Source organism: Serratia odorifera (genome assembly GCF_041448735.1).
In the GTDB taxonomy this organism is placed as follows: Bacteria; Pseudomonadota; Gammaproteobacteria; order Enterobacterales; family Enterobacteriaceae; genus Serratia_F; species Serratia_F odorifera.
Genome location: NZ_JBGMUT010000003.1, coordinates 18946 through 40768 on the forward strand (window position 1 = coordinate 18946; position 21823 = coordinate 40768).

General features: G+C 57.4%; 16 protein-coding genes and 1 riboswitch. Of the genes, 8 read left to right on the forward strand and 8 right to left on the reverse strand.

The window, feature by feature from the left end:
• Positions 1-86: 86 nt before the first annotated feature.
• Both lysC and ACCC84_RS10555 read right to left on the reverse strand, forming a co-directional pair.
• A complete protein-coding gene (gene lysC, locus ACCC84_RS10550; protein ID WP_004957828.1) occupies positions 87-1454 on the reverse strand; it encodes a lysine-sensitive aspartokinase 3 in 1368 nt (455 codons plus the stop codon).
• 116 nt (positions 1455-1570) lie between these two features.
• A riboswitch (Lysine riboswitch) is annotated at positions 1571-1765 on the reverse strand.
• Between the two features lie 52 nt (positions 1766-1817).
• Positions 1818-3626 carry a cation:proton antiporter gene (locus tag ACCC84_RS10555; protein WP_004957831.1) on the reverse strand — a complete coding sequence of 603 codons (1809 nt, stop codon included), beginning with the start codon at positions 3624-3626 and terminating at the stop codon, positions 1818-1820.
• A gap of 244 nt (positions 3627-3870) precedes the next feature.
• On the opposite strand from ACCC84_RS10555, the gene pgi reads away from it, so the two are divergent.
• Entirely contained in the window at positions 3871-5517 is a 1647-nt protein-coding gene (gene pgi, locus ACCC84_RS10560; protein ID WP_273869395.1) for a glucose-6-phosphate isomerase, read from the forward strand.
• Positions 5518-5603: 86 nt separating this feature from the next.
• Here pgi and adhP read toward each other — a convergent pair whose 3' ends face one another.
• Together adhP and ACCC84_RS10570 are read right to left on the reverse strand one after the other, a co-directional pair.
• Positions 5604-6617, reverse strand: a complete 1014-nt coding sequence (adhP, locus tag ACCC84_RS10565; protein WP_039991585.1) for an alcohol dehydrogenase AdhP — start codon at positions 6615-6617, stop codon at positions 5604-5606.
• Between the two features lie 157 nt (positions 6618-6774).
• Entirely contained in the window at positions 6775-8208 is a 1434-nt protein-coding gene (locus ACCC84_RS10570) for a capsule assembly Wzi family protein (RefSeq protein ID WP_004957837.1), read from the reverse strand.
• Positions 8209-8423: 215 nt separating this feature from the next.
• Between ACCC84_RS10570 and psiE the strand changes: the two genes are divergently transcribed.
• Positions 8424-8831: a phosphate-starvation-inducible protein PsiE gene (psiE, locus tag ACCC84_RS10575; RefSeq protein WP_004957839.1), complete on the forward strand. Its 408-nt coding sequence runs from the start codon at positions 8424-8426 to the stop codon at positions 8829-8831.
• A gap of 79 nt (positions 8832-8910) precedes the next feature.
• Here the strand turns inward: psiE and malG are convergent, their stop codons facing one another.
• The 3 genes from malG to malE form a co-directional block, all read right to left on the reverse strand.
• Positions 8911-9801 carry a maltose ABC transporter permease MalG gene (gene malG / locus ACCC84_RS10580; RefSeq protein WP_004957842.1) on the reverse strand — a complete coding sequence of 297 codons (891 nt, stop codon included), beginning with the start codon at positions 9799-9801 and terminating at the stop codon, positions 8911-8913.
• A 9-nt stretch (positions 9802-9810) separates the two neighbouring features.
• Complete coding sequence (malF, locus tag ACCC84_RS10585) at positions 9811-11388, reverse strand: maltose ABC transporter permease MalF (protein ID WP_198773860.1); 1578 nt, start codon at positions 11386-11388, stop codon at positions 9811-9813.
• 181 nt (positions 11389-11569) lie between these two features.
• Positions 11570-12766, reverse strand: coding sequence for a maltose/maltodextrin ABC transporter substrate-binding protein MalE (malE, locus tag ACCC84_RS10590; RefSeq protein ID WP_004957845.1), 1197 nt, complete (start codon positions 12764-12766; stop codon positions 11570-11572).
• Between the two features lie 352 nt (positions 12767-13118).
• On the opposite strand from malE, the gene ACCC84_RS10595 reads away from it, so the two are divergent.
• The 6 genes from ACCC84_RS10595 (at position 13119) to ubiA (ending at position 19285) form a co-directional block, all read left to right on the forward strand.
• Entirely contained in the window at positions 13119-14084 is a 966-nt protein-coding gene (locus ACCC84_RS10595) for an alpha-amylase family glycosyl hydrolase (RefSeq protein ID WP_004957847.1), read from the forward strand.
• Positions 14077-15186: a maltose/maltodextrin ABC transporter ATP-binding protein MalK gene (malK, locus tag ACCC84_RS10600; protein WP_198773861.1), complete on the forward strand. Its 1110-nt coding sequence runs from the start codon at positions 14077-14079 to the stop codon at positions 15184-15186. Before ACCC84_RS10595 ends, malK begins: the two co-directional genes overlap by 8 nt.
• 157 nt (positions 15187-15343) lie before the next feature.
• A complete protein-coding gene (locus ACCC84_RS10605; protein ID WP_039991589.1) occupies positions 15344-16636 on the forward strand; it encodes a maltoporin in 1293 nt (430 codons plus the stop codon).
• Positions 16637-16735: 99 nt separating this feature from the next.
• Positions 16736-17626, forward strand: coding sequence for a maltose operon protein MalM (gene malM / locus ACCC84_RS10610; RefSeq protein WP_371901905.1), 891 nt, complete (start codon positions 16736-16738; stop codon positions 17624-17626).
• A gap of 250 nt (positions 17627-17876) precedes the next feature.
• The gene (gene ubiC / locus ACCC84_RS10615) at positions 17877-18401 is read left to right on the forward strand and encodes a chorismate lyase (protein ID WP_004957855.1); all 525 of its coding nucleotides are present in this window, start codon (positions 17877-17879) and stop codon (positions 18399-18401) included.
• Positions 18402-18418: 17 nt separating this feature from the next.
• Positions 18419-19285, forward strand: coding sequence for a 4-hydroxybenzoate octaprenyltransferase (ubiA, locus tag ACCC84_RS10620; RefSeq protein ID WP_039991590.1), 867 nt, complete (start codon positions 18419-18421; stop codon positions 19283-19285).
• A gap of 71 nt (positions 19286-19356) precedes the next feature.
• On the opposite strand, the gene plsB is transcribed toward ubiA, so the two are convergent.
• A complete protein-coding gene (plsB, locus tag ACCC84_RS10625) occupies positions 19357-21822 on the reverse strand; it encodes a glycerol-3-phosphate 1-O-acyltransferase PlsB (protein ID WP_004957858.1) in 2466 nt (821 codons plus the stop codon).
• Between the last annotated feature and the right edge of the window lies 1 nt (position 21823).

Here is a 21823-nt window from a genome sequence, read left to right on the forward strand (position 1 = left end):
CAGGTTCGGTTGAACCCCTACGTTTATGGACTGATTGTTAGATGTAGAGGCGCAGCGATGCTGCGCCCGCAATGAGGTAAAAGAGATTATTCGAACAGATTATGGTGCAGGGTGCGCACAACCTGCTCGGCGTCGTTGCCCGGAACCAGGAAGCACAGGTTATAGCTGCTGGCGCCGTAGCAGATCATGCGAATATTGAACGGATCCAGCACGCCAAACACTTCCTTGCCCACGCCGCAGGCCTGGGACAGCTTGTTGCCGATTAAGGCGATCAGCGCCAGGTTCTCTTCCACTTCGACTCGGCACAGCGACGACAGCTCGGTGAGCAACGAGGTGGTCAGCAGACTGCCGCTGGTGGAGGTCGAACCGGTGGTGTCCATGGTCAGGGCCACGCTGACTTCCGAGGTGGTGATCAGATCGACGGAAATATTATGGCGCGCCAGAATGTTGAACACCTCCGCCAGAAAACCGCGTGCGTGCAGCATGTTCAGGCTGTGTAGCGTCAGCAGGGTTTGCTTGCGGCGCAGCGCCAGCGCGCGGAACAGCGGTGGATTGTCGGTGGTATTGCACACCATGGTGCCACCGGCCGCCGGATCCTTGCTGGAGCCGACAAACACCGGAATATCACTGCGCACCGCCGGCAGCAGGGTCGCCGGGTGCAGCACTTTGGCGCCGAAGGTCGCCATTTCTGCGGCTTCTTCAAAGGTGATTTCATCGATGCGCTTGGCTGACGGCACCACGCGTGGGTCGGTGGTGTAGATGCCCGGTACGTCGGTCCAGATATCGACCTGGCTGGCATTCAGCGCTTCGCCCAGCAGTGCGGCGGTATAGTCGCTGCCGCCGCGGCCGAGCGTGGTAGTACGTCCCTTGGGTTCGCTGCCGATAAAACCCTGGGTAATGACCAGCGCCTGTTGCAGACGTGGCTGAAGCAGCGTCTGTGCCAGCTCCTTCAGTACCGCACTGTCCGGGGTGGCGCGGCCGAAATGGTCGTCGGTGTGCATCACCTTGCGAACGTCGAACCACTCCGCCGCAACCTGACGTTGGCGCAGGATTTCGACAAACAGCAGGGTGGACATCAGTTCGCCGTGGCTGACCAGCTCATCGGTCAATGCCGTTGACGTAGCCAGCGCCGCCGCTTCTGACAGCATGGCGATATTTTCCAGCATGCGGTCGATTTCTTCACGGATCACCGTCGGGTTGTCGAGACGGTCGAGAATAGCGTATTGAATGCGGCGAATTTCGTCGAGCTGCCATGAGCGTTTGTCGGCTTCGCTACCTTCAGCCAATGCCACCAACAGATTGGTCACGCCCGCAGAAGCGGAAAGCACCACCAGCCGAACGGCAGGGTTGCTCAGCACCACATCGGCGCTACGGTTCATGGCCTCAAAATCAGCGACGCTGGTGCCGCCGAATTTTGCCACCACGGTGGAGGATTGGGGTGCTGCTTGATTCATGTAAAAAACCTCGTGTCAGGGTTTGTTTGCCGTTTCGTACGGCAGGGTAATTCCAGAGCCTTGGCACAAGGGAAGAGCGGTAAACAGGGAGCAGGCGTAGAGGTTAATGCTACGATACACCCAGAAGCGCCCCACCTTGTTGACCGCCCCGAACAGGGCGACCATGGTGACAACCCAAGGGATTCAGCCCCTGTAGTCGATATACCGCATGCCGCGATGCAGCGTATCTCGGCGTCACTCCCCCTCCAGTGCCGTCTGTGGAAAACGGCTCCTCTGACACTCTACCTGGGTGACGCGCCTCTTCTGGCTTGCGCATCGGGTGCGCAAGTAGGCTGTTAGGAATAGCCGGTTTAACCGCTGCTGTCAACGGTCTGACGCTGAGGGATTTTCATCTTGTACCAGCGCAATCAGCGTACAGGGCATTGACGGCGTTGAACCGGCGCCGATCGGCTGCAAACTGCCGTCATCCCGTTGGCAAAATAGCGGGATAACGCCTCGATTTTTCTCGAGATATTCCAACCAGCCAAAGTTCTCGTTGAGCTTGGTGGCCTTGATGGTGCTGCCCTTGGCGATCAGGCTGCTTAAACGGCCATAGGTGGCTTCCTGATTGAACAGGATTTCATGGCGGCGAAAGCGCGAGCTTTCCGAACTGTTGTTGCGTCCCTTGAGCGGTGCGCCGGAGCGAATGGCGAACACCTGGTCTTCGCCAAACAGATGGCCAAAGTGATACACCGCCAGCGCGTTTTGATGCCGGTTGGGCGATAGCGCCAACACCTGTGCGGTATCGCTCAGATCGAGGGTGTTTTCGGCGTGTTCGGAATAGGCATGGCCATAATAGGCCGGGATGCCTTCCATGCGCGCCTGGCGGTAATATTCCCAACTGCTGTCGGTCACCATCACCGGAATGTTCATTTTCATCAGCGCCTGTGCCAGCGTTCGTGCGACGCTGTTGGCGCCGACGATCAGCACTCCGCGCGGCTTTTGCTGCTGAACCCGCAGCCAGCGCGCCATCATGCCGCTGGTCAGGCTTTGCAGCACCACGGTACCGATAATAATGGCAAATACCACCGTCACCAGCCGATCGGCGCCTTGGTAGCCGCTGCGTTGCAGGGTCAGCGCAAACAGCGAACTGACCGCTGCCGCCACAATGCCGCGCGGCGCAATCCAGCACAGCAGCAGACGGTCGCGCCAGTGCAGGGTCGAACGCCAGGTCGATACCGCGATGCACAGCGGGCGGGCGATAAACTGCACCACCAGCAGCAGGATCAGCAGCGGCCAGCCCATGCTCCACAACGCGTTGATATCCAGCCGCGCCGCCAGAATGATAAACAGCGCGGAAATCAGGATGGCCGACAGCTCTTCCTTGAACGCCAGAATATCGCTGGTATCGACGTCGCGCATATTGGCCAGCCAGATGCCCATCACCGTGACCGTCAGCAACCCGGATTCGTCGGCGATGGCGTTGGACAGGCCAAAGGCGGTGAGCATGATCGCCAGCACCGCCAGGTTTTGCAGGTAGCGCGGTAGCCAGACGCGGCGCAACGCCACGCCAAGCAGATAGCCGAACAGCGCACCGGCGATCAGTCCGACAGCGGCAGTGGTGCCCAGCGTCCAGAACAGATGGGTATAGGATTCGGCGTGCTGTTGCAGAGAGATAAACTCAAACACCAGCAATGTGAAAATTGCACCGACCGGATCGATGACGATCCCTTCCCAGCGCAGCACCTGGTTGATGTTGGCGTTTGGCCGCACCACGCGCATCAGCGGGGCGATCACCGTCGGGCCGGTTACTACCGTTACCGCGCCGATCAGCGCCGCCAGTTCCGGCGGAAAGTCCAGCAGCCACCAGCAGGCGACGCTGATAACCAAAAAGGTGACCAGCATGCCGATGGTCACCAGGTTGCGTACCACGCCGCCCAGGCCACGGATTTCGTCTACCCGCAGCGTCAACGCGCCTTCAAACAAGATGATCGCCACCGACAGCGACACCAGCGGGAACAGCAGGTCACCGAACAGCACGTCCGGCTGCACCGTGTGCATCACCGGCCCCAGTACAATCCCAAACAGTAACAGCGGCAGAATGGCCGGCAGGCGCAATAGCCAGGCGAGCCATTGCGCCAGTAACGAGCTCAAACCAATCACCACCAGCATCAACGGGGCAGATAATTCCATAACGGGTTCCCTTTCCTAAAAACGACCACCAACCGTCAATTCTGCCACATTCCGCTGACAGTTTGACAACCCAGCGCTATCCGCTGTTAGCTGAAGTATAGGGAGTTTGTTGTTAAAAAGTAAAAAGCGCGTGCGGCGTTTTGACAGTTAACGCCTATCGCAAGAAAAGAGATCGTAATCACAGTCGAACAGGCTACAATCGGGACATCACGTCATATTCATTCTCAAGCATAAGAGCGTTGCTATGAAAAATATCAATCCTAGTCAAACCGCTGCTTGGCAAGCCCTGCAGCAACATTTTGAACAAATGAAAGACGTACAGATCGCCGATCTGTTTGCGCAGGATAGCGAGCGTTTCTCCACGTTTTCCGCCACCTTTGACGATCAGATGCTGGTGGACTATTCCAAAAACCGCATCACCGCGGAAACGCTGGAAAAACTGCAGGCACTGGCGAAGGAAACGGATTTGCAAAGCGCCATCAAATCCATGTTCGCCGGCGAGAAGATTAACCGCACCGAAGACCGCGCGGTGCTGCACGTTGCTCTGCGCAACCGCAGTAACACGCCGATCATCGTTGACGGTAAAGACGTGATGCCGGAGGTCAATGCGGTCCTGGCGAAGATGAAACAGTTCTGCGATCGGGTGATCGGCGGCGAGTGGAAAGGCTACACCGGCAAGGCGATTACCGACGTGGTGAATATCGGTATCGGCGGCTCCGATCTCGGCCCGTATATGGTGACCGAAGCGCTGCGCCCGTACAAGAACCACCTCAACATGCACTTTGTGTCCAACGTTGACGGCACGCACATCGCCGAAACGCTCAAACCGCTAAGCCCGGAAACCACGCTGTTCCTGGTGGCCTCCAAAACCTTCACTACCCAGGAAACCATGACCAATGCCCATAGCGCGCGTGACTGGTTCCTGACGTTCGCCGGCGACCAGAAGCACGTGGCCAAGCATTTCGCCGCGCTGTCTACCAACGGCCAGGCGGTGGCGGAATTCGGCATTGATACCGCCAACATGTTCGAATTCTGGGACTGGGTCGGTGGTCGTTATTCCCTGTGGTCGGCGATCGGCCTGTCAATCGCGCTGTCGCTGGGCTTCGACAATTTCGAACAGCTGCTGAGCGGCGCCCATGCGATGGACAAGCACTTCGCAGAAACGCCGGCCGAGCAGAACCTGCCGGTACTGCTGGCGTTGATCGGCATCTGGTACAACAATTTCTTCGGTGCCGAAACCGAAGCGATTCTGCCGTATGACCAATACATGCACCGCTTTGCCGCGTATTTCCAGCAGGGCAATATGGAATCCAACGGCAAATATGTCGATCGCAACGGCAATCCGGTGGATTACCAGACCGGCCCGATTATCTGGGGCGAGCCGGGTACCAACGGCCAGCACGCGTTCTATCAGCTGATTCACCAGGGCACCAAACTGGTTCCTTGCGACTTTATTGCACCGGCCATCAGCCACAACCCGCTGAGCGACCATCATGCCAAGCTGCTGTCCAACTTCTTTGCGCAGACCGAAGCGCTGGCGTTTGGCAAATCGCTTGACGTGGTAGAAGAAGAGTTTGCTGCACAGGGCAAAAAGCCGGAACAGATCAAACACGTGGCGCCGTTCAAGGTGTTCGAAGGCAACCGCCCGACCAACTCGATCCTGCTGCGTGAAATCACCCCGTTCAGTCTGGGCAGTCTGATTGCGCTCTATGAGCACAAAATCTTCACCCAAGGCGCCATTTTGAACATTTTCACCTTCGACCAGTGGGGCGTGGAATTGGGCAAACAGCTGGCTAATCGCATTTTGCCAGAACTGGCAGGCGCAGAACCGGTTACCAGCCACGACAGTTCGACCAACGCGCTGATCAATCGCTTTAAAGCATGGCGTTAATCCAGGGGCTGGGGGCATAACCATGCGCCCACACCGAAACAATAAAAAACCCGCAGCGCGGGTTTTTTTATTGCCGTCGATCGGCTTCAGCGTGATGTGAAATCAATCACCATGCGGCCTTTGATTTTGCCGTGCTCCATTTCATGGAAGATATCATTGATGTCTTCTACCGGGCGCTTGGTTACCGCCGGTACCACTTTGCCCTCGGCGGCGAACTGGAAGGCTTCCTTCAGATCTTCACGCGTGCCGACCAGCGAGCCGACAACCTGAATGCCGTCCAGCACCAGCCGTGGGATATTCAGACTCATGGATTCCGGTGGCAGGCCAACGGCCACGATGCGGCCACCGGCGCGCATGGCGTCCACCGCGGAGTTAAACGCGACTTTGGCGACGGCGGTCACCACCGCGGCGTGTGCGCCGGCCATTTCGGTCTGAATAATCTTCGCCGCGTCCTCTTTCGATGAGTTGATCACCCGATCGGCACCCATTTCGCTGGCAAATTTCAGCTGTTCATCATTGACGTCGATGGCGATCACTTTGGCGTTAAACACGTTTTTAGCATATTGCAGCGCCAGATTGCCCAGCCCGCCCAGGCCGTAAATGGCGATCCACTGTCCAGGCGCCACGCCAGACACTTTCACTGCCTTATAGGTAGTGACGCCGGCGCAGGTAATGCTGCTGGCCGCCGCCGAATCGAGGCCATCCGGCACTTTCACCGCATAGTCAGCTACCACTATGCACTCTTCCGCCATGCCGCCGTCGACGGTGTAACCGGCATTTTTCACCTCGCGACACAGGGTTTCGTTGCCGGAGTTACAATATTCGCAGTGCCCGCAGCCCTGATAAAACCAGGCGACGCTGGCACGATCGCCGACCCGCAACGAGCTGACGCCCGGACCGACAGACTTGACGATACCAATGCCTTCATGCCCCAGAATAACCCCGGTTTTATCGCCGAAATCACCGTTTTTGACATGCAGATCGGTATGGCATACCCCGCAGCATTCCATACTGAGCAAGGCTTCGCCGTGTTGCAGCGGGCGGAGCTTTTTGTCGACGATAGCGATCGAATGATCCTGATTGACAACGGCTGCTTTCATCTTGTTCTGTCCCTCTTGATAACAAAATTAAAAGATAGCGTAGAATCGGGCAGGCGGTGGGGCATTGCGGCGAGATAGGGCAGATATTCGACGGCAAGGCACAAAAAAGCCAGTCGACATGTCATCCGACTGGCTGTATGCGTGCCCGCGTTAACCGTTACAGGTTGATTGGCACTTCAAGGCTGATGCCCGCGCCAACGTCGTCGGCGGTGCTGTGGTTATTATCGGTATACCACAGGCTGGTGTCGAACTTGACCTGAGAATCGAAGTTGTAGCCCCAACCCAGTTGGATGCCCTTGAGGGTATCAGAGCGTGGGAAGGCCTGGTTGATGCTCTGGTTGTTCGGGTTGACCTTGGCGTAGACCAGTCGGGTGCTCCAGCGTTGGCCATCATCCAGTACCATTTCTACCCGGCCGGACAGCATCTGACCGTCGCCGCCCATGGCGTGACCCAGCGGATAACCCTGCTGGTAGTAACCGCCGCGGTAAATGTAGTGGTTATACATCACGTTGTTGGCGTTGCCGTTCGAACGGGTATCACTGCCTTCGATATGCCAGTTGATGGTGGTAGGGCCCCACTCTGGGTGGCCTTCCAGACCCAACAGATAGGCATTGTGCGAGGGCAGCATGCCGGCTTCATCTTCGCCGGTGATCTGGCCATAGAAGCTGACAGGCAGGCCAACCAGCGGTTGCAGCTTCAGCTTGAAGTCAAAGCCACCCAACTGGTTGCCTGGATCGTTTTTCGGGTCGCCGGTATTGTCGTTGCCGGCAACTGCATCCCAGAATGAGCTCCAGCTTTGCGGACGGCCGTCGCCACCCCACATCATGATGCGCGATGCACCCAGTTCGAGGAAGTCGGTCGGCATCATGGTGAAGCGGCCGCCAATCAGTTTGGTGTCCGGCACCGCGCTGTATTGCGACAGCTGGCCGGCGGTCAGCTGGTACTGCCAGCGGCCAATCCACGACAGCCACGGCGTTTCAAACGGTGATTGATCGGCTCGCTGCATCATAAAGCCGGTTACCGGGCGGGCCGCGTCGGAACGAATCAGGCTGCCGTCATAACCCGGACCCCACCATTGCGATACTTCGCCAAAGGAGAGCCACTGGTTCCATACCTTGATCGCGCCGTAGGAGCCTTGCAGGTTGAATTTGGAGCTGTCGCCCACGCGCTGATCGCCTTCGACCGAGCCTTGCAGACGGACATCCCAGTAGTCGCCGCTGCCGCCGACGCCAACGGTCAGACGATCGTCGGCATATTCGTTTTGGCCAAAGCCCTGCGGGGTACCGGGCTTGTCGGTCGAGGCATAGCCGGTGATACGAATGTTGGATTTCAGTTCACCTACGCGACGCTGAACGCGTTCAATCACGTTTTTCTCGGTGTTGGTGACCGGCTTGGCCTGCGAAATCACCGAGCTGATCTCTTCTTGACTCAGTGGCCAGGTCGACAGGCTGACGTTAATTACGCCGCGATCGGATAACCAGGCAAGGTCGTTACGCAGGTCGTTATCAGGGGTAACCAGGCCGCTGGCATGGCCGGTTAACGCACAGGAAAACAGGCCAGCAGCGACCAATCCATTGAGTTTAGCGCGCATAGGAAGGATTCCTTTGAAGTTTGTGTTTTATGTAAATAATTTACGCACAATGATAGTTTGAATTGCTAATTGCAACAAACATACCACCGAGCATAATCATAACCTAAGTGTTATGCGATGCTTTATAAGGAATTTCCGATAATTGGACGGTAATTGTTCATTACTCCAATCGGATAGAAATAACGTATTTTTTTGAAAAACAAGGGAATTATAACATGGCAAAGACATCGCGTTCGATAACTATCGCCAAAGGGTTGCAACGGGTGCTCAACGTCGGTTTATTGCTGTTGGCGGCGATCCTGGTGGTGTTCTTGGTGAAAGAAACCATTCACCTGGCAAAAGTATTGTTTATCAATAGTGAGGAGTCCTCTTCGTACCTGCTGATCGAAGGGATTGTGATCTACTTTTTGTATTTTGAGTTTATCGCCTTGATCGTGAAGTACTTTGAATCGGGTTACCACTTCCCGCTACGTTATTTCATTTATATCGGCATCACGGCCATCATTCGTCTGATCATAGTGGATCATAAAAACCCATTCGATACGCTGATTTATTCAGGGGCGATATTGTTATTAGTGGTGACGCTGTTCCTGGCCAATAGCGATCGGCTGAAACGCGAATAGCAGAGATAAAAAAGGCGGCCCAGCGGGCCGCCGAAGACACAGGCTTAGAAATACATCAAGCATATCGCAGTGGCATAAATTACCCTTTGACCCCGCCGGCGGTCAGGCCGCCCACCAACCAGCGCTGTGCCAGCAGGAAGACGGCGGTGATTGGGATTGCCGACAGCACCGCTGCGGCGGCAAAGTCCCCCCACAAATAGTTCTGCGGGTTAAGATACTGTTGCATGCCGACCGCCAGCGTGTAGCTGTTGACGTCGCGCAGCAGCAATGACGCCACCGGCACTTCGGTGATGGCGGCGATAAACGACAGAATGAACACCACCGCCAGAATCGGCACCGACAGCGGCAACAGCACCAGGCGGAACGCCTGCCACGGGCTGGCGCCGTCCAGCGCGGCGGCCTCCTCCAGCGAGTTGTCGATGGTTTCGAAATAACCCTTGATGGTCCAGACGTGCAGCGCGATGCCGCCCATATAGGCGAAGATCACCCCGCCGTGGGTATTGAGACCAATGAACGGCAGATATTGCCCCAGCCGATCGAACAGCGCGTACAGCGCTACCAGCGACAGCACCGCCGGGAACATCTGGAAAATCAGCATGCTTTTCAGCAGGGTGCTTTTGCCGCGAAAACGCATGCGCGCGAAGGCATAGGCACAGGTAGTGGACAGCGTGACAATGCCGATGGCGGTAATCACCGCCACTTTAATCGAGTTCCACAGCCACAGCAGCACCGGGAACGGCGGCGGCGTCACGCTGCCGTCAGCGTGGGTGACGCTGAGGCCGAGCGCCAGCCGCCAGTGTTCGAACGAGATCTCCTCGGGGATCAGGCTGCCGGTGGCAAAGTTGCCGGAGCGCAGCGAGATGGCGATCACCATCAGCAGCGGGAACATGATCAGTGCGATAAAGCACAGCATCAGTAGGTGAGTCAGCAACAGGCGTATGCGTTGAGACTTGGGTTGAACCATCGCCATTTTTTTCTCCTAGTCGAAGTTCATCTTGCTGGCTTTCAGATTCAAAATCGCCAACGCGCCGACCAACAGGAAGATCAGCGTGGCGATCGCCGCCGCCAGGCCGAAGTCTTGGCCGCCGCCGCCCTCAAAGGCGATGCGATAGGTATAACTGACCAGCAGGTCGGTGTAGCCGGCCGGGGTGGTGGTGCCAATCATGTCCGGTCCGCCATTGGTCAACAGCTGGATCAGCACGAAGTTGTTAAAGTTAAAGGCAAAACTGGCGATCATCAACGGTGTCAGCGGCTTGATCAGCAACGGTAAGGTGATACGGAAGAAATTCTGCAACGGGCTGGCGCCGTCCATCGCCGACGCTTCATACAGGTCGTCCGGAATGGCTTTCAGCAGGCCCATGCACAGGATCATCATGTATGGGTAGCCCAGCCAGGTATTGACGATGATAATCATACTCTTGGCGGTGAGCGGATCGCTGAACCAGGCCGGTTTGATGCCAAACAGCGCGCTGAGCATCAGGTTGATTTCGCCGAAGCTCTGGTTGAACAGCCCCTTGAAAATCAGGATCGATATGAACGACGGCACCGCGTACGGCAGGATCAGCAACACGCGGTAAACCGCTTTGCCTTTCAGCGCTTCCCACTGCACCACACAGGCCAGCACCATGCCGACGGCAACGGTCAGGAAAACCGTCAACACCGAAAACACGATGGTCCAGACAAAAATCGAGATAAACGGTTTTTTGATACCTTCATCCTGCAATACGCGCAGGAAATTCTTCCAGCCGGTGGTAACGGTATAGCCCGGGCTGAGGGTTTCCTTTGCCCAACTGCCGTCGGCGTTCACCGCCTGGTAAAAACCGATCTCCTGATTTGGCCGATACTGCACCTGGGTTTGGTTGTTGGTCAGCGTTTTACCGTCGTCGGCGACGTGATACAGCGGGCTGGTGCCGGCAAACTGGCGCAGTGAGCTCATGCGCAGTTCACCGCCGTCCGGCAGCTGCGCTACCAGGTGGCTCAGGGCCTGACGATGTTGGGTAATGACGCGCAGCGTGGCGCGTTCGGTGGTGGGCTCGCCGGCGGCCGCGGTTAATTTCACCGGTTCCGCCATATTGGCGTCAAGGCTGAACGGCTCTGACATCAGCCGTTCACCGCTGTCCGGATGAGTCAATTGCAACTGCCATTGCTGGTTGGCTGCGGCATACAGACTGAAGGTAAAGGTCTTGCCGGTCTGGAACTGGCGTTGCATCAATACCGACTGGGCACGTTCAAACGTCAGCTGATTGGTACTGCTGTAGTTGGTGAAGGCGATGGCAATGGTGCAAATCAGCGGGAACAGCACAAACAGCCCCATACCCGCAACGCCCGGATATACGTAGCGCCAGGCATAGGCGCGACGGTTGGCGAAGACGTACAGCCCGGCGCTGATCAGGATCAGCGTCATAATGGCGAACAGATATTCACCCTGTGCATACATCAACACAATCAGATAGCAGGTCATCAGGCTGAGCAGGCCGATACACAGCCATTTCACTACCTCACTCTGCCACCACTTCGATTTTTTTCGCGCAGGCGAACCGGCGTGAGCTAATTGCATAGGGCGTTCCTTTCTCTGCAGCAACGGCGGGGCGCTCGTCCCCTTCATTCTTGACGCTACACCTTGGTTGGCTGTGTCCGCTTACCCCGGTCAGATAGCTCGCTATGCTGCCGGGGATAGGCGTACTTGCCGTCGCGGTGTAACGCCAATTAGTTGGGGAGGTTAATCCCGCACAACGACATTACTTGGTGATGCGGGTTTGCGCATCGTCCAGCGCGGCCTTAACCGTTTGACGACCGCTGACGGCGTTAATCACCGCGCTGCGCATCGCATACCAGAAGGCGCTCATTTGCGGGATATTCGGCATGATTTCGCCATTCTGCGAGTTCTGCATGGTGGCGGCTATCTTCGGATCCTTTTCCAACTGCGCCTGGAACGACTTCAGCGCCACGGCGCCCAGCGGTTTATCCTTGTTGACGTCAGCCAGACCCTGATCGGTTAACAGGTAGTTTTCCAGAAACTCGGTCGCCAGTTCCTTGTTCGGACTGGCAGCATTGATGCCGGCAGTCAGCACGCCAACGAAGGCTTTGGACGGCTTGCCATTGAAGCTGGGCAGCAGTGCTACGCCGTAGTTGATGTTGCTCTTGTCGATATTGGTCCACGCCCACGGGCCGTTGATGGTCATCGCCGTCTGGCCCTTGTTGAATGCGGCTTCGGCAATGGAGTAGTCGGTATCGGCATTGATGTGCTTGTTTTTCACCAGGTCGACGATAAATTGCAGACCGGCTTGCGAACCGGTGTTGGCCACGCCGACGTTCTTGACGTCATATTTGCCGTTTTCCATCTTGAAGGCATAACCGCCGTCGGCGGCAATAATTGGCCAGGTAAAGTACGGTTCCTGCAGGTTCCACATGATGGCGCTCTTACCCTGGGCGCGCAGCGTTTTGTCCAGCGCCGGGATCTCTTCCCAGGTTTTTGGCGCTTCCTTGATCAGATCCTTGTTGTAAATCAGCGACAGCGCTTCCACCGCCACCGGGTAGCCAATCAGCTTGCCGTCGTAGCGTACTGCGTCCCAGGTGAAGGGATAGATTTTGTCCTGGAAGGCCTTGGACGGATGGATTTCTGCCAGCAGACCGGACTGCGCGTAACCGCCAAAACGATCGTGCGCCCAGAAGATGATATCCGGGCCGTCACCGGTGGCGGCGACCTGCGGGTACTTTTCTTCCAGCTTGTCCGGATGCTCAATGGTGACCTTGATGCCGGTGTCTTTTTCAAATTTTTTGCCGACTTCAGCCAGGCCGTTATAGCCTTTATCGCCGTTGATCCAGATAACCAGTTTGCCTTCTTCGATCTTGGCAAACGCCGACGAAGAAAGCACCAGCGTCGTCAATGCTGACAGCGCCAGAGTGCGAGCGGTGGTGGTAATTCTGCGAGTCATAGTCCAATCCTTCTGTGGGCACTGCGGTAAGGAGAGTGATTTCGTTGCTTATAGTGGGTGGCAAAGCGACATGGATTCATCCTCCCCCCGTCTACGCCCCATCGCCAGGTAGTGTGATCCAGCTAACATTACGCCCTATTCTGTGGGGTTAGACACAAAAAATGCCGACGATTTTTGCCAGATAGATCACAGATTTGTCTTAGGTGTCGAACCTGTGACCATCCGGGTCGTTCTCTCATCCTCCCGTCTCCTCCCCCATGAAAAACCCGCTTACGGATGATTACCGTTTCCTGTGGTTCGCGCACTATCGGCAGCATCACTTTTATCCCCGTTGCAGCAGGAAATCGTACCTATGTCGTTAATGCATAGCGCCACTCACCCGACGTTGTACCGGATTCATCCGGTGAGTTTCCGTGATGGCAACGGCGACGGCGTCGGTGACGTTGAGGGACTGCTGAGTACGTTGCCGTATTTTGACGCGCTGTCGGTGGATGGCCTGGTGGTACCGCAAGTGTGGCTGGCGGATGCCAGTGGCGCAGCGGCGGCGCGAGGCTTGACCCTGTGGCACGGCGATGACACGGGCCATCTGTATCAGGACGACCAGCCATATGCCAGCAGCCCGCTGGCGCAGCAGGTGGTGCCGTTTAGTGCGGAAAAACTGGTTGAGGTGCTTAATGCCCGTCGCCATCGACTGGCGGACAGCGTATGGAGCACCGGCGATGCCAATCAGCCGCGAGTGGTCAGCCACTGGGGGCAGGGAGATTTACGTTCCGCCGACGCCTTTCTGACACTGTTGGCGCTGCTGCCAGCCCCGATTTGCCTGTATCAGGGCGAAGAACTGGGTTTGCCACACGCCGCCGATCTGCACGATCCGCTGGGGGCACAAACGCCGATGCCGTGGCATGAAGCGCCGGAACAGGTTACCGCGGGGGAGATTCACTGGTATCAGCAGGTGGCTATTGAGCATCGAGCCCTGGCGATCAGCCGCCAGCAGCACGATGGCCAATCCACGTTGCAGTATTGCCGCTCATTGCTGGCGCTGCGTCGGTTGCCGGTGATTCAACACGGCGAATTGCAGGCGGTCAGCCAGCAAAATGGCCTGGTTCGCTTACTTATTACCCATCAGGATCAATGCCTTGAAGCGCTGATTAATTTGCAGCCGTATACTCAGGCGGCTGCGCCGTCTGAGGCGACCATGCCATGGGCATGGCAGACGGCGCAGGGCCAAGAGGGTCATCAATGGGTTTTGGCGGGGTTTGCCTCCGCCATTTTCACTAGGAATGTTAACTGCGAAAGCAGGGGAGTAACGCATGGCTAGCGTCACACTGCGCAGCGTTTATAAGGCCTTTGGCGAGGCCGTGATATCCAGAGACGTCAACCTGACTATCGACGACGGGGAGTTTGTAGTGTTTGTCGGGCCGTCAGGCTGCGGAAAATCGACGCTGCTGCGCATGATCGCCGGGTTGGAGGACATTACGTCGGGCGATTTGTTTATCGGCGAAACCCGCATGAACGAGGTGCCGCCGTCCGAACGCGGTATCGGCATGGTATTCCAGTCCTACGCGCTGTATCCGCACTTGTCGGTGGCGGACAACATGTCGTTTGGCCTCAAGCTGGCCGGCGCGAAAAAGGCGGACATCAAGGCGCGGGTAAATCAGGTTTCCGAAGTATTGCAACTGGCGCACTTGCTCGATCGGCGGCCGAAAGCGCTGTCCGGGGGGCAGCGTCAGCGGGTAGCGATTGGCCGTACGCTGGTGGCCGAGCCGGATGTGTTCCTGCTCGATGAGCCGCTTTCCAACCTTGATGCCGCGCTACGTGTACAGATGCGCATCGAAATATCCCGTCTGCACAAGCGCTTGCAGCGCACCATGATTTACGTCACCCACGATCAGGTGGAGGCGATGACGCTGGCCGACAAGATCGTGGTGCTCGACGCCGGGCGCGTTGCGCAGGTCGGCAAGCCGCTGGAGCTGTATCACTACCCGGCCAATCGCTTCGTCGCCGGTTTTATCGGTTCGCCGAAGATGAACTTCCTGCCGGTCAAGGTGACCGCGGCAGAGCCGCAGCAGGTGCAGATCGAGCTGCCGAACCGCCAACTGGTCTGGCTGCCGGTGGACGGCAGCGGGGTCGTGGCCGGCGCCAACATGTCGTTGGGCATTCGGCCGGAACATCTGCTGCCGAGCAACGCCTCGGAAGTGACGTTGGAAGGTGACGTACAGGTGGTGGAGCAACTCGGCAACGAGACGCAAATCCACATTCAAATCCCGGCAATCCGTCAGAACCTGGTTTACCGCCAGAACGACGTGGTGCTGGTAGAAGAAGGTGCCACATTCGCCATCGGCTTGCCGCCGCAGCGTTGCCACCTGTTCCGCGAGGATGGAACGGCGTGTAAACGGCTGCATCAGGAGCTGGGCGTTTAAAGCACCACAACCCGGCGCCTTTCGCGCTGCGGCAGCGTTGGCTGCGAGATCTTCCTACGGTCGCCTGCTTGTGCGGCCAGCGGGGAATCCGCATCCCGGCGCTCATGCCGCCGTGTGAAATCCATTGGGTAACGGTCTGTATAACTGGAGAATAATGATGACTACTCTGCGCAAACTCCCTCTGGCACTGGCTGTCGCCGCTGGTGTTCTCTCTTCATCAGCGATGGCGGTGGATTTTCATGGCTATGCACGTTCCGGCATTGGCTGGACTGGCAGCGGCGGTGAGCAGCAATGCTTCCAGGCTACCGGCGCCGGCAGCAAATACCGTCTTGGCAACGAATGTGAAACCTACGCGGAATTAAAGCTGGGCCAGGAAGTCTGGAAAGACGGTGACAAGAGCTTCTACTTCGATACCAACCTGGCGTACTCGGTTTCACAGCGTTCCGACTGGGAAGACACCACGCCGGGGTTCCGTGAAGTGAATGTGCAGGGTAAAAACCTGATCGAATGGTTGCCTGGCTCCACGCTGTGGGCCGGTAAGCGCTTCTATCAGCGTCATGATGTCCACATGATCGACTTCTACTACTGGGATATCTCCGGCCCGGGCGCGGGTCTGGAAAATGTGGATCTCGGTTTCGGCAAATTGTCGATGGCGGTAACCCGTAACGGCGAATCCGGCGGCTCTTACGGTTATCTGTATAACGAATGGGACGAGCGCCCAACCGTCAATGACGTGTTTGACGTCCGTCTGGCCGGTCTGGAAACCAATCCGGGTGGTACGCTGGAGTTCGGCGTCGATTACGGTCGTGCCAACGTGCAGGACGGTTACCATCTGGCCGACGGTGCCTCCAAGGACGGTTGGATGTTCACCGCGGAACATACGCAAAGCATCCTCAACGGCTACAACAAATTTGTGCTGCAATACGCCTCTGACTCGATGACCTCACAGAATAATGGTCGTAACCAGGGCTCCAGCGTCGATAACAACGGCAATATGTTCCGCGTACTGGATCACGGCGCAATTGATTTCAATGATAAATGGGCGCTGATGTACGTGGCGATGTATCAGGACATCGACCGAGACAATGATAACGGCAGCACCTGGTACACCGTGGGCGTGCGACCAATGTACAAATGGACGCCGATCATGAGCACCTTGCTGGAAGCGGGTTATGACAATGTCAAGTCTCAGCGCACCGGCGATCGCAACGGTCAGTACAAAGTGACGCTGGCGCAGCAATGGCAGGCCGGCGACAGCATCTGGTCACGTCCGGCAATCCGCCTGTTCGCCACCTACGCCAAGTGGGATGAGAAGTGGGGTTACGCCAACAGCGATTCCGGTTCGGCATATACCACCGGCACCGCCTACAGCGACAGCAGCGCCCACACCTTCAGCCGTGGCAATGACGATGAAGTCACCTTCGGCGCACAGATGGAAATCTGGTGGTAATACCGGCACGGTGGGAAGACGCCTGCGCCTCTTCCCGTCACTGATTACCGGCAGCGTGGCGCTTGCCTGCCCGCTGCCGGCATGAATGGGGATATAACAATGAAAAAAAATCTGTTGTCACTCTGCCTGTCCGTGGCGCTGTCGATCGGTATGCCGCTGATGGCCAACGCCGCTACCCCGGCCAATGTCTCCGTGGCACCGGCGATTGGCGCCGCTACGTTGCAAAGCCTGCCCTGGCAACCGCTGGTACCGCCTGTCAGCCAGGATGTGAAGCTGGATAGCGTCAGCCCGCAAATCAATCAGGGCGATATTCAAGGGGCGGTGGCGGCCTATACGCTGCCGGCCGACCGTGGATCGCTGGAAATCACCCTGAGCAGCATTGCCAAAGACAATGCGCTTTATGCGCCGAGCGTGCTGGTGCTGGATGAGCATCAGCGACCGGCCGCCTATTACCCAAGCAGTTATTTCGCGTATCAACCGCCGGGCGTGATGTCAGCCGATCGGTTGGAAGGCACCCTGAAGCTGACGCCGGCGCTGGGTCAGAAGCAAATCTATCTGCTGGTGTATACCACCCGCCAGGATTTGAGCAAAACCACGCAACTGACCAACCCGGCGAAGGCGTATGCGCGCGGCGTGGGTAATGCGGTGCCGGATATTCCCGATCCTATTGCCCGTCACACCACCTCCGGTCAGTTGAAACTGAAAGTCACCGCCGAGCAGGGGACCGGCAACGTGATGATCGGCATGCTGCAATCTGCGCCGGCAGCGGCGCCGGTGGTGGTGGGCACCAACGTCCCTGCGGCCAGTGCGCCTGCGAAACCGGCCGAGCCGATGCTGAATGATACCGAAAGTTACTTTAACAACGGTATTCGCCAGGCGGTGAAGGCGGGGGATATCGACAAGGCGCTAAAACTGATGAATGAAGCTGAAAAACTGGGTTCGTCCACCGCGCGTGAAACCTTTATCAGCAGCGTGAAAGGCAAGGGGTAGTACCCCACGCTGTCGATGCTGGCTCGATGACTGGTGCGCCTCGGCGCACCTTTTTTCGTCGCTGCCGGTTGACCGTCACCGGCGCGGTTATACTGCGCCTTCCCATGCCCTGCATGGCGATAACCCGCCGTCCCCTCATTGAATCACCCTGCCGCTTTTGCTTTTCTGCGTTACAATGGTCTCCTGTTAACAGTTTGTATAGTCTGGCGCGCGCGGCCGGTTTCGCGCGCTGCTGATGTGGAGTAGATCAATGTCTGGCACTAGCGAATCCATCCTGCCTCCGCTGGAATGGCTCACCGCACCGCACTCTGAGGTTCCCGCCGCGGTTAATGATTGGTTAATGGAGCTGGGCTCGATGACCCGACGCTTCGAACGGCATTGCCAACGGGTGCATGTTGAACCGCAGCGCGAAGGCTTTATCAGCCGCGCCGAACTGGGTGACGAAGCGGAACACCTGCCGGAAAGCCCTCGTTATTGGCTGCGTGAAATCGTCCTGCTGGGCGACAACCAACCCTGGCTGTTGGGGCGCACGGTGATCCCACTGGAAACGCTGACCGGTCCCGATCAGGCGCTGGTCGATCTGGGCACCGTGCCGTTGGGGCGCTACCTGTTCAGCAGTGACGCGCTGACGCGTGATTATATTCATATCGGTCGGCAAGACGATTTGTGGGCGCGTCGCTCGCGGCTGCGTCTGGCGGGCAAACCGCTGCTGCTGACCGAGCTGTTTTTACCCGCATCGCCGATTTATACGGTGAACCGCGTCGATCCGGCGTGACGAGGAGAGCAGAGAACGTGGAAGGAAGCGTGAAGCAAAGTAAATGGCAGGCATACTGCCATCTGATGCGCATTGACAAGCCGATCGGTACCCTGCTGTTGCTGTGGCCGACGTTATGGGCGCTGTGGCTGGCGGGACAAGGTATTCCACCGGTATCCATTCTGCTGGTATTTGTATTGGGCGTGTTTCTGATGCGGGCGGCCGGCTGCGTGGTGAATGATTTTGCCGATCGAGATTTCGACGGTCATGTCAAACGTACCGCCAAACGGCCGTTACCGAGCGGCCGCGTCAGCGTAAAAGAGGCCAAAATCCTGTTCGTAACGCTGGTGCTGGTGTCCTTTGCCCTGGTGCTGACGCTGAACGCCATGACCATCTGGCTGTCGTTGGCGGCGCTGGCGCTGGCCTGGATTTATCCGTTTATGAAACGGGTCAGCAACCTGCCGCAGGTGGTGCTGGGCGCGGCGTTCGGCTGGGGGATCCCAATGGCCTTTGCGGCGGTCAGCGAAGCCTTGCCGCTGAGCTGCTGGCTGTTGCTGTTGGCGAATATCTGCTGGACGGTAGCGTACGATACGCTGTATGCGATGGTCGATCGTGACGACGACCTGAAAATCGGCATCAAGTCCACTGCCGTGCTGTTTGGCCGCCATGACAAGCTGATCGTCGGCCTGTTGCAGTTCGCCACGCTGTTACTGTTGCTGTCGGTCGGCTATCTGTCACAGTTGGGTGGCGCGTTTTATTGGTCGCTGCTGCTGGCGGGGGCGCTGTTTATTCATCAGCAACGGCAGATCGCCACGCGCGATCGCGATGCCTGCTTCCGGGCGTTTTTGCATAACAACTACGTTGGGTTGGTGGTGTTTATCGGTATCGCGCTGAGCTATATCTGACGCGCTGACGCCATAAACGATGCAGATAAAAAAGGCACCCGCGTGGGTGCCTTCTTCGTGGTAACGACTGATTACTCGTCTTCTTTGGGCTCTTCCACCGCTGGCGGCAAGGCGTTTCCGTCCGCTGGCAGGCTGACGCTCTCAATGGTCAACTTGATTTCCGGCGTGATCAGATCGCTCAACATGCTGTAAACCTCCATGGTGTGCTCACGGATCGCATCGCCGATATCATTGATATAGCCTTCGGCGCGCAGCGTGGCCACCAGGGTGGAAAATACCGCCTTGTCGAAGAACTCCGGGGCGTTGATGCCGTGCAGTACCGACAGACGCTGCGCCATGATACGGCTCTCTTTCTCCAGCGCGCCACGGTTGATGCTCGGGTTGGCGCTCAGGATCGACAGCGTGATGGCGTAGCGTTGCAGCGTTTCACGCACGCCGGCAGCCAGCAATTGCAGCGGACGAATGCGTGCCGAGTTGAGCACCAGCTCCTCGCCCTGGTCGCAGATCAACCGCTGGCGAGCCAGTTCGTCGACCAACGTATTCAACACCGCCGGCAATTGGTCGGTATCGTAATGCAGGAACAGTTCAGCTTTCAGCATCGGATAAATCAGGCTGATTTGGCGTAACAGTTCGCTGCGCGAGACGCGGCGATGGTGCATCACGATAGAGGCGATCAGCGACGGCAATACCAGCAAATGATGGATATTGTTGCGGTAATAGGTCATCAACACCGCCTGCTCGCGTGGCAGAATGATGATATCGCCGATGTTGTCCTTCTCTACCTCGAACTTGTTCATGTTGAGCGCGTGATCCAGCAACGCCTCTGCCGACTGCTGCGGCACGGTGACATCACTGGCGTAAGGCACATTGCGCATCAGCTGCAGGTAGCACTCCAGTTGCTCAATCAACTGCTCGCGTGTCAGCGAACGCTGGCGTGAAGCCAGCAGTGCAGTGGAGCACAGATTCATGGCGTTGGCGGCGGCGGCATTGTTGATACGTACCATGATCTTGCCAGCCAGATCGTTGACCGTTGGTGTCAGCCAGCTTGGACGCTGTGCTTCGATCGGGTCGATCGACTCCCGCCACTGCGGCACGTGCTGATTGAGGTACGAGGTCAACGGCAATGGATCGCCAAAGTTGACGTAACCCTGGCCGAGGTTGCGCAGTTTACGCAGACCGCGCAGCATCTGCAGCAGGCTTTCTTTTTCTTTGGTGGCGCCACGCAGTTCTTTGGCGTAGGTACCGACTTCCATCACGTGTTCGTAACCGATGTAGATCGGCACCAGGGTAATCGGGCGGGTGCCGCCGCGCAGCATCGCCTGGATGGTCATCGACAGGGTGCCGGTTTTGGGTTCCAGCAGGCGTCCGGTACGCGAACGACCGCCTTCAACGAAGTATTCCACCGAGTAGCCGCGGGTGAACAGTTCGCCGAGGTACTCGCGAAACACCGTCGAGTAGAGCTTGTTGCCCTTGAAGGTGCGGCGAATAAAGAACGCGCCCAGACGGCGGAAGATCGGCCCGGCCGGCCAGAAGTTAAGATTGATACCGGCGGCAATGTGCGGCGGTACCAGCCCCTGGTGGTACAGCACGTAAGACAGCAGCAGGTAATCCATATGGCTGCGGTGGCATGGCACATAGACGATTTCATGCCCGTCCTGCGCCAGCTGGCGCACGCGTTCGGCGTTGGTGACGTTGAGGCCCTGATACAAGCGGTTCCAGGTCCAGCTCAGCACGCGATCCGACAGGCGCACCGTTTCGTAAGAGAAGTCTGCCGCGATCTCTTCCATCAGCGCAATGGCGTTCTGCTGGGCCTTCTCGTGCGAAATCTTTTTGTTGCGTGCTTCGTCTTCTACCGCTTTTTCAATCGCTTTGGACGCCAGCAGCTTGTTGAACAGATCCTGACGTGCAGGCAGGCTAGGCCCGACTGCCGCCAGACGCTGCCGTGAAAAGTGCATGCGCGCCACGCGCGCCAGCTTTTGCGCGATAATCTTGTCGGTACCGTGCTCGGTCGCCATGCGGCGCAGAGACACCGTATTGGAGAAACGCACAAAACTGTCGCGTCCCAGCCACAGTACGGCAAAGAACTTCTGCACACCGTTCAGTAGACGCAGATGCGGCGTACCGTGGCTTTCGCGCCCCGGCGAACGGCCAAACATCACCGAAACCGGCAGCATCTGAATATCGAGATCCGGATTGTTGCGGTGCAGGTCGAGATAATCGTGGAACAGTTTTACCGACTCTTCTTTCGGCGTGTAGTAGCGGAATACGCGCGGGCCATCGTGGATAAACACGTAGCTCGGCAGTACGGCGCCGTCGATCTCCAACGGAGTGAGCGGATCGGGCAGATCCTGCGCCAGGCACTGGGTGCGCAGCGTCAGTAAATCCGCCTTGGAATTATAAGGTAAAACATACAAAATCGGCCGTGAGGGATCCAACCCTAACTCCGTGACCGGATCTGAAGGGATAACCTTACTTCTTACCAACAGTTTTAGTGGTAAATTCAATAATTTATAATAAATTTTACGCCAACCTGACATA

Bases quoted from the DNA above. Each gene is read 5' to 3' on its own strand.
- plsB (WP_004957858.1), bottom strand. From the start codon at position 21,822: ATGTCAGGTTGGCGTAAAATTTATTATAAATTATTGAATTTACCACTA.
- ACCC84_RS10605 (WP_039991589.1), top strand. From the start codon at position 15,344: ATGACTACTCTGCGCAAACTCCCTCTGGCACTGGCTGTCGCCGCTGGT.
- malG (WP_004957842.1), bottom strand. From the start codon at position 9,801: ATGGCGATGGTTCAACCCAAGTCTCAACGCATACGCCTGTTGCTGACT.
- pgi (WP_273869395.1), top strand. From the start codon at position 3,871: ATGAAAAATATCAATCCTAGTCAAACCGCTGCTTGGCAAGCCCTGCAG.
- psiE (WP_004957839.1), top strand. From the start codon at position 8,424: ATGGCAAAGACATCGCGTTCGATAACTATCGCCAAAGGGTTGCAACGG.
- malE (WP_004957845.1), bottom strand. From the start codon at position 12,766: ATGACTCGCAGAATTACCACCACCGCTCGCACTCTGGCGCTGTCAGCA.
- lysC (WP_004957828.1), bottom strand. From the start codon at position 1,454: ATGAATCAAGCAGCACCCCAATCCTCCACCGTGGTGGCAAAATTCGGC.
- malK (WP_198773861.1), top strand. From the start codon at position 14,077: ATGGCTAGCGTCACACTGCGCAGCGTTTATAAGGCCTTTGGCGAGGCC.
- malM (WP_371901905.1), top strand. From the start codon at position 16,736: ATGAAAAAAAATCTGTTGTCACTCTGCCTGTCCGTGGCGCTGTCGATC.
- ubiC (WP_004957855.1), top strand. From the start codon at position 17,877: ATGTCTGGCACTAGCGAATCCATCCTGCCTCCGCTGGAATGGCTCACC.
- adhP (WP_039991585.1), bottom strand. From the start codon at position 6,617: ATGAAAGCAGCCGTTGTCAATCAGGATCATTCGATCGCTATCGTCGAC.
- ACCC84_RS10570 (WP_004957837.1), bottom strand. From the start codon at position 8,208: ATGCGCGCTAAACTCAATGGATTGGTCGCTGCTGGCCTGTTTTCCTGT.
- malF (WP_198773860.1), bottom strand. From the start codon at position 11,388: ATGCAATTAGCTCACGCCGGTTCGCCTGCGCGAAAAAAATCGAAGTGG.
- ACCC84_RS10555 (WP_004957831.1), bottom strand. From the start codon at position 3,626: ATGGAATTATCTGCCCCGTTGATGCTGGTGGTGATTGGTTTGAGCTCG.
- ACCC84_RS10595 (WP_004957847.1), top strand. From the start codon at position 13,119: ATGTCGTTAATGCATAGCGCCACTCACCCGACGTTGTACCGGATTCAT.